This window comes from Pseudobutyrivibrio sp. UC1225, from assembly GCF_900115215.1.
Taxonomy (GTDB): Bacteria; Bacillota; Clostridia; order Lachnospirales; family Lachnospiraceae; genus Pseudobutyrivibrio.
Genome location: NZ_FOVQ01000008.1, coordinates 68,259 through 81,848 on the forward strand (window position 1 = coordinate 68,259; position 13,590 = coordinate 81,848).

Consider the following 13,590-nt stretch of genomic DNA (forward strand, 5'->3'; position numbering starts at 1 on the left):
GTCTCTATCCCCTTTTGCTGCTCTTATCGATTGCTTCCCAAAGTCCGTTAATATATGTTGCACCAAGGGCTCTGTCATAAAGGCCGTAACCTGGCATTGCCTTCTCCCCCCAAATCATACGACCGTGATCTGGTCTGATAGGTCCTGTAAAGCCGATATCATATAAAGCCTTCACTATCTCGTACATGTCGAAGCTTCCATCTGAAGAAAGATGTGCAGCCTCTTCGAAATCTGTAGGTGAATTGAACTTAAGATTACGAACATGTGCAAAGTGTAGTCTTCCCTTAAGGCTTCTAATCATATCTGGCAAATCGTTCTCTAAGTTTGTACCATATGAACCTGAGCAAAAGGTGACGCCATTGTGAGGGTTATCAACCATTTTCATCATTCTCTGAATGTTTTCTTTATTGATGATGATTCTAGGAAGTCCAAACACTGGCCATGCTGGATCATCTGGATGAATCGCCATGTTGATGTCGTACTTGTCACAAACTGTCATGATTCTCTCTAAGAAATACTTAAGGTTTTCAAATAAATCCTCATCAGTAATATCTTTGTATTCATCAAATAATTCTTTAACATGAGCAAGTCTGTCTGGCTCCCAGCCTGGCATTACAGCTCCGTTTGTATCACCTGCGATAGAGTTGAACATCTCCTCTGGAACAAGTGCATCAACAGCCTCCTGTGTATAGGCAAGTACGGTAGAACCGTCTGGTCTCTTTCTAGCAAGCTCTGTACGAGTCCAGTCAAATACTGGCATAAAGTTGTAGCAAACCAGGTGAATATCTTCCTCACCAAGATTCTTTAAAGTCTCGATATAGTTATCAATAAGCTGCTCACGACTTGGCTTTCCAAGCTTGATATCCTCGTGAACATTTACACTTTCGATACCTGATACCTTAAGGCCTGCTGCCTCAACCTCGTCCTTCATAGCCTTGATTCTCTCGCGGCTCCAAACCTCTCCTGGCTTTGTATCGTAAAGGGTAGTGATTACTCCCTTAACCCCAGGAATCTGTCTGATTTGCTCCAATGACACGGTGTCAAAATCTTTTCCGTACCATCTAAGTGTCATTTCCATTATGCTCTAACCTCCTTAACGATTTCCGCTGCCTCGTGTGTCAATTCCTTAATCTTCTCGAAATCGCCATCAGAGATAAGGTTGCCCTTAACCATCCAAGTACCACCACAGGCTACGATTTTGTTATATGCTAAATATTCTTTTACATTATCTTTATTGATTCCGCCTGTTGGCATGAATTTTAATTTTGTATATGGAGCAGCTACAGCCTTAATCATTGGAAGGCCACCTGCTGGCTCAGCTGGGAAGAACTTTACAAAGTCCAAGCCAAGTTCCATTGCCTGCTCCATCTCTCCAGGAGTCTGTACACCTGGAGTAACTGGATAACCCTTCTCAAGGCAATGCTTAACCACATGTGGATTAAAGCCTGGAGCAACGATGAACTTAGCTCCTGCTGCAATAGCCTTATCTGCCTGCTCACAAGTAAGAACTGTGCCTGCCCCAACAAGCATATCTGGGAAATCATGTGTAAGAATCTTAATAACTTCCTCTGCTGCATCTGTTCTAAAAGTAACCTCTGCTGCTGGAAGACCACCGTCCATCAATGCCTGACCAAGTGCGTGGGCATCTTTCGCATCTTCCAAAACCACAACTGGAATAATTCCTATCTCTTCAAACTTATTTTTTAATTCCTCGTACATTATTATCTCCTTATATTCCGCAAATACTTTAATATACTTAGATAATAAAATAGTAATTTAACGATTAGTATTGTGTGACTTGTTGTGCACATTGCAAAAGTTGTTGTTTTATGTTATACGTAAAATATAATTTATCGGGGGATAATGATGAAAAAGAATTTAAAAACAGAATTTACCACAAGACAATATATGTTATCTCAGGACTTTGAAATCTATTATTACAGCGACAGAGTCCTTCCAAACGTTACTGCTCATACACATGATTACTTCGAATTTTTCTTCTTTATTGAGGGAAATATCATTATGTACATGGACGGAAAACAGTTTGTTCCAACACCTGGAACTATGGTAGTTATCCCACCTAATCTGCCACATTTTGCAAGGTTGATAGATGGTGATGTACCATATCGTAGATTCGTATTCTGGGTTACAGAAGATTTCCTTAAGACACTTGGAGATTTCTCAGAGGACTATCTTTATCTCACAGACAAGGCCAAGACCAGCGGAAACTTTTCTATTTACAAATTTAACGAAATTGAATTCAACACCATTCAGGGAAAGGTGTTTTCTTTGATTGACGAAATCCACGCCAACAGATTTGGACGAGATGCCAAGATTATGCTTGCCGTCAGCGATTTCATTATCAGCATCAACAGAATGATTTTTGAAAATCAACATCCTAATGTGACCACCTCAGAAACTGATTCTCTCTACCAGAGTCTCATTCAGTATATCGAAACACATATCGATGAGGATTTGTCACTAGACACCTTAGCGGAAAGGCTACACGTAAGTAAATACCATATTTCCCATGTGTTCACCGACACCAATGGTCTTCCACTCCACAAATACATAACAAAAAAGCGCCTCGACATGTGCCGAGACGCAATTCTTAGCGGACAGGATATTTCTATCGTTTCTGCCGCCTATGGCTTTTCTGATTACTCTGTATTCTACAGGGCCTTTACCAAGGAGTACGGAAAAAGCCCTAAGAAATACCGTGATGAAAAAACCCGTATTAATAGCTAGCCTATTATCTGCTCTGCTGTGCTAACCAATCCCAAAGATTTACACCATCCTCTTCGCATTCATTGTTGAAGAAGTAAATCCATGACCAGTGACCCATGTACTGATATGCTTTGCCATCTTCGCCCTTGAAGCGACCAGAATTATCATGAACATCATCAAATACTGATGTGTGAACATTTGCTCCAATAGCCTGTAATCTCTTGATTGTTGGAATCTCAAACTGATCAGGAACTACAGTGTCATCATTTGCTGCATAGATAAACCATACAGGTAAATCCTTGATTCCCTTAAGCTGTGAATCTGTGATACCAGAATCCTTGTAAGCTTCGCAAATAGGGAATGCTGCTGCAAAATAATCTGGATAGTTGAGAATCATATCCATTGTCATGAAACCACCATTTGAGCATCCGCCGATGTAAATTCTATTAGGGTCAACACCTTCGTTTTCTGCAACGTACTGATCGATAAGTCCCTTTACGTCCTTAAGATAGATTGAATCTTTTCCTGGGTTGCTTCCCCATTCTCCATCTTCCTTGTACTGAAGCCAGAATGTCTCTGTCTGAGGTGTGAGGACATATGCGCCTCCCATTACCTTCTGGAATTCCTCTCCATATAAAGCCGATACCTCATTACCTAAAACAGCTACTTCGTTTTTGTTTCCACCTTCACCTGCTCCATGTAACCAAATTACAAGTGGATGCTTCTTGCCATCCTCTGCTGGCTTGAAGGAACCATATGTGATTGTGTGACCAGTCTCACCTGTGTATGTTCCGCTCAAATCTGCACCCTCAAGCTGTGGATAAATAGCAGCATCAAGTGAAAGATCAATCTTGTCATCTACAGTAATCTTTGTAATTTCAGAACCATCTGTTGTAGAGATAGTTTTTCCATCATTTAAAGAAACAGCAAGTGTGTATGGATCACATACTGTATTCTGTGATGTGAAAATATCATAGCAAAATGGGCTTCCATCATTAGGGCTGTAGTACATTTCAAGTGCTACATACTCTGAATCATCTGACTTATTTCCCTGTGCGTCGCATGTGTAAGCATCTGTAACCTGTCTGTCTGCTGTTACCTCGATGTGCTTGCTTGGGTCCTCCTCTGAGTCCTCTGCTAATGCAGCAAAATTGAACTGCTCCTTAGTCTCCGCAACACTAAAAGCGTCTGCTGCAACTGAATCAGACTCTACTTCTTTGTCTAAGTGAAGAATAGTCTTTGTAACTGCAGGGCCCCAATCATCACCCATTACAACTGCTGTCTGTGTACCAGAAAGCTCTGTTACAGGTGCAACTGGCTCCTCCTTTGGCTGCTCATCAGCCTTTGCAGAAGAGGCTCCACAGCCTACTGCACTCATGGCCATAATAGATGCCATTAGTAAAACAATACTTCTTTTCTTCATTAGTAAAACCCTCCCTAAAAACTAGTTGTTCATCTTTTTGTATTTCTTCATTGTGCCTAACTCTAAGAAGATAAGTAAAGCTGCAAGGATAATATCAATTACAATAAATGCAATCTGCCAGTTGTAAAGACCTATGTGAAGGTTTTCTGGCTCGTATGCACGGCTGTTTACAACAGTATACATAATGTTCTTTGATGCCTGGCGGAGTGCCTTAATTCCTGTTGCACTTGTCTGGTCGTTAACTGTGTTATCTCCCATCTCATATGCTACAAGCATAAGGTCGTTACCGTTTCTGATACATGCATCTGCATCCATGAAGTTTGCTCCAAGGAAGTAATCTGTGATAACCATTCCTCTGAAGCCCCACTCGTCGCGTAGTACTTTATTAAGAAGGCTGTCATTAGCCCCTGACCAGTGTGGTCCGATGTAGCTGTAAGAGCTCATAACTGCCTGTGCGCCGCCATCCTTGATAGCGATTTCAAATGGCTTTAAGTAGATTTCTCTGATTGCCTGCTCTGGCGCCCAGATTGAAACCATGTTCCATCTGTTTGTTTCCTGATCATTCATTGCGAAATGCTTTACATAACTGTAAACACCAAATTCCTTAGCCGCAATTACTTCCTGAGCAATAAGTGTTCCTGAAAGTAATCCGTCCTCAGATACATACTCAAACTCACGTCCCCCTAGGGCTGCTCTATGTGTGTTGATAGCTGGTGCATACCAACCTGAGGCGTCCATTTCATCACACATCTTACCCATGATATGGCCATACTCGTAGCCAAGATTTTTGTCAAATGTACAAGCAAGTGTCACTGAAGAAGGCATACCAATTGAAAACTTTCCAGTGAAGTTGTTTGTAATAGAAGCTGGGCCATCGCAATCTGTTGTTCTAGCCTTTTCTACTGAAGGCACCTCCATTGTCTGGTAGCCACCAAGACCTACAAGTGAAACCATCTCTGGTACTGTAAGCTGATCTAAAAGTGCTTCCCATCTTTCATCGTCATAGTCGGCGCCTCTTAAATCTTCCAGCTTCATTCCATTGTTAGCGCCTGTTATTGGCATCTCGTCAGAAGCATCATTGTAATCCTCTGGATTGTAGTTGAGATTGCAAATGTAATTTGCCTTCATCTCGTCTGACATTGAATAATTTGTTGGTGCAGCTGTAGCCTCTGCATAGTTTGCAAAGTGATCTGCACGTGAAAGGTAAGTAGCTGTACCCTGTGAATCCTCAAAGTGGTTTGTTGCTGCCACCTGATCTGATGAGCGCTTGTTAGCATCATTAAATACTACTGTAGCTCCTACCTTATATGTCTTCTCATCAATAACTGTGTGAGCATCCTCTCTTAATGAGATGATGTAATCTCCCTCCTCGAGGACATATGCCTTCTCATTCTTGTCATCATAAGAAGCAAGTGACTCCTCTGAGAAAGAAAGAGTGATTGTCTGAGACTCACCTGGCTGAAGTAAATCTGTTTTATCAAATGCCACAAGGTTTACAGCAGATTTTTCGATTCCACCATTTGTGTAAGGTGGTGTATCGTATAATTCAACAGCTGACTTGCCAGCAACATCGCCAGTGTTTGTAACAGTAACATCAACTGATAATGTACCGTCGTTTACAGTTAAATCTCCCATTTCCTGCTTGAAAGTTGTGTAAGATAAACCGTAGCCAAATGGGTACTGAACCTCTTTGTCATAGTCAATCAAGCCTTCAACTGCTGCTGTTTCATAAAATCTGTAGCCTACATAAATACCTTCAACGTAATTTACGAAGTGAGGCTGGCTAACACCGAGAATTGGGTCACCTGAATCAAGTGTAAACTCTTCAACATTGTCAAATGCGTAATCACCAAAGTTGTTGAACCAAGGTGCGTTTGCAATATTTCTAGCGAATGTATCTGATGTCTTTCCTGATGGATTTACCTCACCGCTAAGGATATCACCAAGTGCTGGGAAACCACCCTGGCCTAAGCCCTGGCACCATAAAAGTCCCTTGATGCTTGGATACTCATCTACGAAGTTCATCTCGAATGTGTTTGCGCCTGTATAAACAACGATTACGTTGCTGTAATCTGCACAAACCTTATCAAATAAGTCTCTCTCTGTTTTGCTAAGCTGTAAGATGTGCTGTCCCTTTGAGAAATCCTTATAATCCTCTGAGTTCTGTGTGTAAGTTAAGCTTGAATCAGATGCATCCTTTGGAAGATCTGCCCCCTCACCACCTGAACGAGCAATAACAATCATTGCTGTGTCAGAATAGTTCTTTGCGTTCTCAAGCATATCTGCAGGATATGTTGAAAGTGCTGGCTCTGGAAGTGTCCAGTCCTGACCGAAAAGTCCAATTTCTGGTCTGTCTGTTCTGTATGCTGTGTAGAACTCTGAAAGCTCATCGTTTGTTTCAAAGCCTGCTTCGTGAAGTCCATCAAGAAGTGATGTTGTCTCGAAATCAGCTGAGAAACCACCGGAACCTGTTCCACCGTAATATGGATTTGTTGAAGACCAACCAAATACATTAATCTTCTTTGTGTCTGTTAAAGGAAGAATTCCTTTGTTCTCAAGAAGAACAATTCCTTCTCCTGCAATCTTTTCTGAAAGCTCTCTTGCCTCATCGATAGTCTTGTCAGAAACCTCTCCATTTCCTGTTGCAAGTGTAATCATGTTTGACATAGGGCCAAAGCAGATTAGGTTTGCGATAACAACGACTGCAAGTAAAAATGCAATCCAAGACTGTCTACGCATCATGAAGCGTGTAGTCTTTTCCTTCTTGCCTGCAACGATTGTAATAACAATTGCTGCCACAAGAATTACTGCAAGTGCAATCAAGTGCGGAGTAATCAGTTTTACAACGTTGATTACATCCGAAATGTTGATACTTAACATATCTTTCTCCTCCATCCTTTTGATGGTTTGCATTGTAGTCTCCACAAAATCCCATTTCAATAAAATGTCCTATCCTGTCATTTAGAATCCCTGTTTTGTCAAAAATCGATTTTTCCATATGATATAATTGGTTTTAGAAAGTCACTAATGATTACTAGTAACAGCCATTTTTCAGGAGGCGTGATGCTGAATATTGCACTTGTAGAAAATGATAATACTGACGCTGAGCTATTTACCGATATCGCCAGTGCATATTTCATTGATGCAAAAGAGGAATTTCATATAGATATTTTCACAGCTGGTGAAGATTTCCTTGCTGCTTATAAAAGCCAGTACCAGATCGTATTTATGGATATTGAGCTGGATGGTATTAATGGAATGAACACTGCCAGAAAGCTTAGAGAAATTGATAACAATGTTATTTTGATTTTCCTGACTAATCTGGCTCACTATGCCATAGCAGGCTATGAGGTAAATGCTACCGACTATATCTTAAAGCCACTCCAGGAAAATGCTTTCAAACTTAAGATGCCAAAGGTTATGGCTCAGATTCATCAGCAGGATAAAAAGACCATCACTGTTCTTTCAAAGGGACAGATTCACACCTTTTCCACTGATGAGCTGTACTATGTGGAGGTGCTTTCCCACAGGCTCTACTACCACACTCTGGATGGAGTTTACGACGTAAGAGGCACCATGGCAGAAGCAGAATATAGCCTTTTCAAATATGATTTCAGACGCTGCAACAATAGCTACTTGGTCAATCTTAGATTTGTAACCGGTATTCAGGGAAATGATGTAAAGGTGGGACCACATGAGCTTCCTATCAGCAGACCCCGCAAGAAAGAATTTATCAATGAATTAACCAATTACCTAGGAGGACAACTATGATAGCTTTTCATCTATCTCCTTTCATAGTTTTAATAGAGCTTTTAGCTACCACTGGCATACTTCTGTTTTATCAGGAACGCAGAAGCTACTTTTGGCCAAGACTCCTTGTCACTTTGACATGTGTCATAGGACTTAATTTCCTGTGGGGATTTTTCCCTCCAGAGCTTGATACAGTAGCCTATGCTCTTCAGTTTTTCTTTATAGTTATCGGAATTACTGCCTGCTTCAAGCTTAGCTTTTTATCGGCCCTTTTCTGGGGCGCAGCAGGACTTACCATACAGCATTTAGGATATTCTGTAATGACTCTTGTAGGTGGTGTGGTTCCAAAGCTATCTTATTCACCTATAATTATGATTATCGTATTTACGATAGTGTTTATTAGTGAATACTTTTTACTTACAAGAAAGTTAGGCAGAGACTTTGAATTAAAAGAGAACTATGTTTATCTGACAATCATTTCTCTTATTGCAATGTTTACCACTACATTTTTAAATTCCTACAGAATGAACTTTGCAGAAGATAATGCACTTTTAACCATTACTTCAATCTACTCTATCATTTGTTCTGTTCTTACTCTGGCACTTCAACTTGGTCTTTTTGAAAAGACAAAGATGGAGCAGGAAGTTCTTGTACTGGAGCAGATTATTGCAAACGACAGACAGCATTATGACGACTCTATGCAGAACATGGAAATGCTTAACATGTACTGCCACGACCTTAAGTATTTCCTTAGAAGAAATGCAGATGAAGTAGGCTCCTTCCAGCAGCAGGCTGAAAAATTTCTTTCTACCTTTGATGCTGAAATTGCCACCTATAACCACGCTTTAGATACAATCCTTACAGAAAAATCCTTATACTGTGCAAACAATGATATCCAGTTTACCTGCATGGCAGATGGTCAGCTTTTGGAGCACATGGACACCGTTGATATTTATTCCCTCTTTGGAAATCTTTTATCAAATGCCATCGAGGCAGTATCGTCTTTAGAAAACAAAGAGCGCCGCATGATTTCCTTAACCCTGCGACGCCGTAACGACTTTGTTCATATTTTGATTGAAAATTATTATGACAGCAAGCTGGAGTTCCACAACGGACTGCCAGCTTCAACAAAAGAAGAAGCGCACCTCCACGGCTACGGCCTAAAGAGTGTACGCTATCTTGTAGAAAAATATCACGGTAATATCACCATCTCTGCTGATGATGACATCTTCCGTGTAAATATTTTGATGCCGATAGCTTAGGAAGATTTCCTAAGCTCAGAGTGTTATATCACATTTGAAACTGAATTAAAAACCTTATTTATCAGGAACTATTGGAATGTAATTCCAATTATCATTTAACTCTGCTGGTAGTGTTTTGATTATGTCATCAAACCCAGCATATTCTTCTCCATCTTTATCATGACTAACTGGTGTACCTCTCAAATACACATTTTCTGCTTCAGGATAACTAGAAGATATGTATTCCTGTATAGAATCCTCCAACGTTGCAACATCTTCTATTTTATCTGGGTCATAAAAGTACATTACTGTTACAGATTTTTCTGCACCTTTTTCCCCTTCTAAATTCACATCCAATTTGCAGCCAAGCATGCCATAAATTTTCATAATTTCTTTGGTGTACATATTCTTTAGATATTCGTCGAAGATTTCCTTCTTTTCCTCTTCTGTAAGACCTTGGGAAGATTGAATTTCTTCTTCGCTAAAGACACCCTTAGGAATATCTTCTGTAGAAATATTTTGGGTTCCACAGGCCACACTGCATATGAAAACCATTACTATAAAGACCATCAGTATTCTGGATTTCATAAGTTCCTCCTTATGATAAATCAAAATCACCACATTCAAGTCTTACTACGACTAATACTATTTTAACACATTTCCTACACATTACTGTACAAATTGTGGCGTATTTTATTGTGTATACTTACTTAAAGCAATTTTTTAACTTGTTTTAGTTAAATATTGGGAAGAAGAAGGCGTCCCCAGAAAGGTATAATTTTATCATTGAAAATCGTATTACGATTAAAGAGGAGGTTAATGTAATGAAAATTTTAAAGGTAACAGATCCTGAATTTACCAACTACGGTAGAATCATTGAGGGATATGAAGCTGAAAAGAAGGAAATTGTGGAGGCACTTAAGAATAGCACTCCTATTCCAGAGGGTACAGAATATGTAGCTGAGGAGAAGGCTCTTCAGAGCTTAGCTGCTGCAGATAAGATTACAAATTCTTTATTTGGTGGTTCACCTATGCAGTTTGGATGGTGCAACGGTCACAACACAAAGCTCAACTGCCTTGAGTATCACCGTTCAAGCGAAATAAACTTAGGTTCTACAGATTTCATCCTTCTTCTTGCTAAGAGAGAAGAAATCGTTGACTACAAGCTTGATTCAAGCAAGGTTAAAGCTTTCCTTTGCCCAGCAGGTACAATGATTGAAGTATACGCTACAGCACTTCACTATGCACCATGCCAGGCTAGCAAGGATTCTGGCTTCCAGGTACTTGTTGGTCTTCCAAAGGGTACAAACGTAGGCTGTCCTGATTTCGAGCGTGTTAACACAGAGGACAAGCTTCTTACAGCAACCAACAAGTGGTTACTCGCTCACGCTGAGTCATCAGAAGCTAAAGATGGTGCCTGGGTTGGTATCACAGGCGAGAACATCGATATCGCAGCTGATTTAAAATAATTTCACTGTAAACTTTAAAAGGAAGATTTAGCCCTCGACTAAATCTTCCTTTTTCTTTACCAATGAATCTCATCCTTAGCACTCTGGCTCTACAGCATTTGCATTATAGAAATTAATCTTGCTATCACGTACCTCTGCCTCTGCACCGTAAACTATATTGTAATATTGCTTTGAAGTCATCTTATAAACCAATGTGTAAACCGCTACAAATATCAGGCACACCGCAAGTGTTGCCAAGAAAAATGTAAGAGTATCAACCATTACCAGCATGTTCATGAAAAGTCTTAAAATCTTGCTTGCCACAAGCATGTGGATGATTGCTGTTCCAACAGGAAGGAAGAAAATGATTCTAACCTGATTTCTAATTGTCTGCTTGACCTCTTTTTCTGTTAAACCTGCATTACTTAAAATCTTAAATCTCTTTTGATCCTCAAATCCCTCTGACATCTGCTTGTAATAGATAATCATTACTGTCTCAATAAGGAACAGGATTGCCAGGAAGATTCCTACAAAGAATGCTCCTCCAAGTATTCCATAGAAAAAGCTGCGCTCCTGCTGCTTATATTTTACTGAAATAGCATCTCCATATTCAGCATTAAGATTTTGCTTAAATGCATTGAACTGTGCATCATCTATCTTTTTACTGTCAAATCCTACGTAAAGAGTCTTACTGCTATCTGCAAATAAACCGCTATTATCTATCAATTGGGACATGACAGTTTCGTCTGGTACGATGATTACCTCCTTACCAAACAATGTCATTGTTGAGTCAAAAATGACATCTATAGCATCAGTATCAATTGCTGCTTTTTCCACATAATCCTTACCAAAAATGGAAACTACATCGCCACTTTCATCTTTTGATTTATCACTATATCTTAATATTTCCTGTGAATTTAATATTTCATCTGTACCTGCATAATGATTGTAATCCTCAAGAGTCATAATATATACAACGCTCATATGATTAAAATCATAGGAAGTTAAAGGTAAAAGCTTATTTTCTTCAGCTACACAAGTAGTTACTATGAATTCACGATAATTAATTTCTTCTGGCTGAATTCCATTTTCATCTGCTGCATTCTTGATTGCAGCTAAATATTTTTCCTCAGCTACATCTTCATTCTTCTCCCCGCGGATCATAACATCCTGTTTGAACATTGCATTAATGTTCTGCTCTCCAAGAGCCATAAGTGATCCTGAGCAAACCATCAAAAGGATAACTCCTGTTGAGAGAATACAGATAGATGCAAGACCTACTGCATTGTGCTTCATACGAAATAGCAAATTTGAAATGCTAATAAAATTCTTTGTCTGATAATAATATTTCTTATTCTGCTTTAAAAGCTTTAATACAAAGATGCTTCCAGCAACAAATAGTGCATAAGTTGCTACCATAACAAGTGGAATACTCTTCATAAGTCTTTCCATAGCATCTAATGTACTTGATGTGGAAAGAGCTAAATAATAACCAAGTGCCAGACATACCGCCCCAATAACTAGTAAAGCTACCTTTACCTTTGGCTCCTTTTCGCCTGTGTTCTCACTCTTCAGCAATTCAATAGGCTTACCTACTCTTATGGTGAAAAGATTGTAAATCAAGCATGCTGCGAATACAGCCATGAAAAATACAAATGTCTCTACGAATGCTGTTACAGGAAACTCAAGGCCCTTCACTGGCTGCTGATGTGTCAGTCTATATAAGAACATCACCATCAGCTTGTTTAAAAATGCACCGCCTACAATTCCAATGCCAATGCTGGCAACTGCTTCTATAAGTGATTCAATTAAAAGTACAACTGTAACATGCTTCTTGCTAAGTCCTAAGATTCCGTATAAACCAATCTCTTTTCTACGAGACTTCATAACAAACTGATTGCCATAGAACATAAAGATTGATGAAAAGAATGCTACTGCAAAGCTTCCAATCATAAGGAAGATTACGATGTAATTGGCACCATAAAATGCGGGCTTACCGTCATTAATAATATATCTACTATGAATCATGGCTCTAAGAATTTCAAAGAGCATGACTGTAATAGCACTAACTCCGATATATGGAAAAACAGTCTTTTTATTATTCTGAATTCCGCTAATGGCGAGTTTCGACAAAAGATGATTATTCATTGTCTTCCCCTCCCCTCATGATTACTGTTACGGTATCGCAAATCTTATCAAGCATTTCGTTTCTCTTAAGGTCTCCTCTGTAAATCTGGTGGAAAACCTCACCATCTCTAATGAACATTACCCTATCTGCATAGCTTGCAGCTACGTTACTGTGAGTTACCATAAGGATTGTCTGTCCACTCTTGTGAATATCTCTAAGCTGATGCATAAGATTTGTTGCTGCCTTTGAATCAAGTGCTCCTGTTGGCTCATCTGCAAGTAAGATATGCGGATTAGTGATAAGCGCTCTTGCTACTGCTGTTCTCTGCTTCTGTCCACCTGAAACCTCATATGGATATTTCTTAAGAAGTGACTCAATTCCAAGCTCCTTTGCAAGTGGAAGAACCTTCTCATCCATAGTCTTGTAATCCTCTCCTGCAAGAACTAAAGGAAGTTTAATATTATCTTCGATAGTAAAATTATCAAGTAAGTTAAAATCCTGGAAAATGAATCCGAGATTATTGCGGCGGAAAATAGCACGCTCGCCATCTTTAAGATCTGAATAGTCTTTACCATTAATCAATACCTTTCCTGCTGTTGGTGTATCGAGGCTGGCAAGAATATTTAAAAGTGTTGTCTTACCGCTTCCTGACTCTCCCATGATTGCTACAAACTCGCCAGGTTCAACACTGAAATGCACATCCTTAAGTGCTGTTACCCCTTCACCACCAAGTCTTGTTTTGTATACTTTCTTAACATGATTTGCTTCTAAAACTGACATTATTTTCTCCTCCGTAAATACGTTATTGGTTATTTGTCTCATCTGATGGTATAAGAATAACAAAAAAGGAAATGTGTTACCTTTTGATTGGCT

11 protein-coding genes are annotated in these 13,590 nt (G+C 39.6%); 4 read left to right on the top strand and 7 right to left on the bottom strand.

Annotated features, from left to right (window positions below; translation table 11 throughout):
- Positions 1-4: 4 nt before the first annotated feature.
- Positions 5-1,078, bottom strand: a complete 1,074-nt coding sequence (gene uxuA, locus BMZ41_RS10775; RefSeq protein WP_090529567.1) for a mannonate dehydratase — start codon at positions 1,076-1,078, stop codon at positions 5-7.
- A complete protein-coding gene (locus BMZ41_RS10780) occupies positions 1,078-1,719 on the bottom strand; it encodes a bifunctional 4-hydroxy-2-oxoglutarate aldolase/2-dehydro-3-deoxy-phosphogluconate aldolase (protein ID WP_090168700.1) in 642 nt (213 codons plus the stop codon). Before BMZ41_RS10780 ends, uxuA begins: the two co-directional genes overlap by 1 nt.
- A 147-nt stretch (positions 1,720-1,866) precedes the next feature.
- Between BMZ41_RS10780 and BMZ41_RS10785 the strand changes: the two genes are divergently transcribed.
- Positions 1,867-2,748 (top strand): helix-turn-helix domain-containing protein, encoded by an 882-nt coding sequence (locus BMZ41_RS10785; protein WP_090168697.1) that lies wholly within the window; start codon positions 1,867-1,869, stop codon positions 2,746-2,748.
- A 4-nt stretch (positions 2,749-2,752) separates the two neighbouring features.
- Here BMZ41_RS10785 and BMZ41_RS10790 read toward each other — a convergent pair whose 3' ends face one another.
- Positions 2,753-4,150 (bottom strand): prolyl oligopeptidase family serine peptidase, encoded by a 1,398-nt coding sequence (locus tag BMZ41_RS10790; RefSeq protein ID WP_090529570.1) that lies wholly within the window; start codon positions 4,148-4,150, stop codon positions 2,753-2,755.
- Positions 4,151-4,171: 21 nt separating this feature from the next.
- Positions 4,172-7,030 (bottom strand): glycoside hydrolase family 3 protein, encoded by a 2,859-nt coding sequence (locus BMZ41_RS10795; RefSeq protein ID WP_090529573.1) that lies wholly within the window; start codon positions 7,028-7,030, stop codon positions 4,172-4,174.
- Positions 7,031-7,213: 183 nt separating this feature from the next.
- On the opposite strand from BMZ41_RS10795, the gene BMZ41_RS10800 reads away from it, so the two are divergent.
- Both BMZ41_RS10800 and BMZ41_RS10805 read left to right on the top strand, forming a co-directional pair.
- A complete protein-coding gene (locus tag BMZ41_RS10800; protein WP_177184211.1) occupies positions 7,214-7,921 on the top strand; it encodes a LytR/AlgR family response regulator transcription factor in 708 nt (235 codons plus the stop codon).
- Positions 7,918-9,162 (top strand): ATP-binding protein, encoded by a 1,245-nt coding sequence (locus tag BMZ41_RS10805; RefSeq protein ID WP_090529579.1) that lies wholly within the window; start codon positions 7,918-7,920, stop codon positions 9,160-9,162. Before BMZ41_RS10800 ends, BMZ41_RS10805 begins: the two co-directional genes overlap by 4 nt.
- Before the next feature lie 54 nt (positions 9,163-9,216).
- Here BMZ41_RS10805 and BMZ41_RS10810 read toward each other — a convergent pair whose 3' ends face one another.
- Positions 9,217-9,729, bottom strand: coding sequence for a hypothetical protein (locus BMZ41_RS10810; protein ID WP_090168683.1), 513 nt, complete (start codon positions 9,727-9,729; stop codon positions 9,217-9,219).
- A 236-nt stretch (positions 9,730-9,965) separates the two neighbouring features.
- On the opposite strand from BMZ41_RS10810, the gene BMZ41_RS10815 reads away from it, so the two are divergent.
- Positions 9,966-10,610: a DUF4867 family protein gene (locus BMZ41_RS10815; protein ID WP_090529583.1), complete on the top strand. Its 645-nt coding sequence runs from the start codon at positions 9,966-9,968 to the stop codon at positions 10,608-10,610.
- 75 nt (positions 10,611-10,685) lie between these two features.
- Here BMZ41_RS10815 and BMZ41_RS10820 read toward each other — a convergent pair whose 3' ends face one another.
- Both BMZ41_RS10820 and BMZ41_RS10825 read right to left on the bottom strand, forming a co-directional pair.
- Entirely contained in the window at positions 10,686-12,737 is a 2,052-nt protein-coding gene (locus BMZ41_RS10820) for an FtsX-like permease family protein (RefSeq protein ID WP_242942055.1), read from the bottom strand.
- Positions 12,730-13,497 (bottom strand): ABC transporter ATP-binding protein, encoded by a 768-nt coding sequence (locus BMZ41_RS10825; protein WP_090168674.1) that lies wholly within the window; start codon positions 13,495-13,497, stop codon positions 12,730-12,732. The genes BMZ41_RS10820 and BMZ41_RS10825 overlap by 8 nt, the downstream gene beginning before the upstream one ends.
- Positions 13,498-13,590: the final 93 nt, after the last annotated feature.